The sequence below is a fragment of the Microbacterium sp. MEC084 genome (genome assembly GCF_004514465.2).
GTDB lineage: Bacteria > Actinomycetota > Actinomycetes > Actinomycetales > Microbacteriaceae > Microbacterium.
The window spans coordinates 1-1358 of record NZ_MYFP02000043.1; the positions used below are offsets into that span (position 1 = coordinate 1).

At 67.8% G+C, this 1358-nt stretch carries 1 protein-coding gene; it reads left to right on the plus strand.

Annotation, left to right across the window (positions count from 1 at the left end; genetic code table 11):
• Nucleotides 1-57 precede the first annotated feature (57 nt).
• Nucleotides 58-1331, plus strand: a protein-coding gene (locus tag B5M43_RS14840; protein ID WP_134747357.1) for an IS3 family transposase whose coding sequence is annotated in 2 segments (ribosomal slippage) — nt 58-328 and nt 328-1331 — 1275 coding nt in all. Because the reading frame shifts where the segments join, the coding sequence is not laid out codon by codon here.
• Nucleotides 1332-1358: the final 27 nt, after the last annotated feature.

Here is a 1358-nt window from a genome sequence, read left to right on the forward strand (position 1 = left end):
TGAACCGTCCCCGGTTTGATGCCGCTTCCTTTCGAGTCTGGAAGGAAGATGATGATCATGCCGAAGAGGATTCCGGAGGAGACGAAGCAGCGCGCTATCCGGCTCGTGCTCGATCACCTCGATGAGTACCCGAACCTCACGACCGCGTGCGAGACGGTGTCGAAGCGGCTCGGTTTCGGCGCTGAGAGCTTGCGCCGGTGGGTGCGGCAGGCGCAGGTCGACGCCGGCGACCGGCAGGGGGTCAGCACGACCGAATCGGAGCGGATCCGCAAGCTCGAGCGCGAGAACCGCGAGCTGCGTGAGGCCAACGCGATCCTGCGGGACGCGGCGGTTTTCTTCGCCGGGGAGCTCGACCCCCGAAAGCGCTGATCGTCTCGTTCATCGACGAGCAGCGCGCCAAGGGCCGCGCGGTCGAGTCGATCTGCGATGTCCTGCGGGAGCAGGGCGTGCAGGTCGCCGCGCGAACCTATCGGTCCTGGAAGACCGCCCAGCCCAGCAACCGCGATCTGGAGGACGCGGCGGTGATCGACGCGATCCTCGCCGCTCGCGTCGACGAGAACGGGAAGGCGACGCCGGAGTCGATGTATGGCCGGCGGAAGATGACCGCGCTCCTGCGGCGACGCGGTCTGGCCGTGTCGAAGCGGCGCGTGGACCGGCTGATGCGGCAACTCGGCATAGGCGGGCTCGTGCGAGGCAAGCGCGTGCGGACGACGATCCCAGATCGGAACGCGCAGCGTGCGCCGGACCTGCTGGAGCGGGACTTCTCCGCCGAGGCACCCAATCGGCGTTGGGTCGCGGACTTCACGTATGTGCGCACCTGGGCCGGGTTCGTCTACGTGGCCTTCGTGATCGACTGCTTCTCCCGGACGATCGTGGGCTGGTATGCCAGCACGAGCAAGACGACTCCGCTGGTGACCACCGCGCTGCGGATGGGTCTCTGGCGGCGCGACCGTGCCGGTCACCCCGCCGGTGACGGGCTCGTGCACCACTCCGACGCCGGCAGCCAGTTCACCTCGATCAGCTTCGCCGAGACCCTCGCCCTCGAGGGCATAGCCGCGTCCATCGGGTCGATCGGCGACGCCTACGACAACGCCCTCGCCGAGTCGACGATCGGGCTGTTCAAGAACGAAGCCATCCGCGACGACTCCCCATTCCGCAACGGGCCGCTGCGGACCGTCGACGACGTGGAATGGGTCACCGCCGAATGGGTCGACTGGTACAACCACCGGCGCCTGCACTCCACGCTCGGCGATGTCCCGCCCGACGAGTTCGAGGCCGTCTACTACGCTGACCTCGAAACGCCATCCCACCCGGTGCTGGCACCCGCATAGGAGCGGCAGAGAACCGGGGACGCTTCA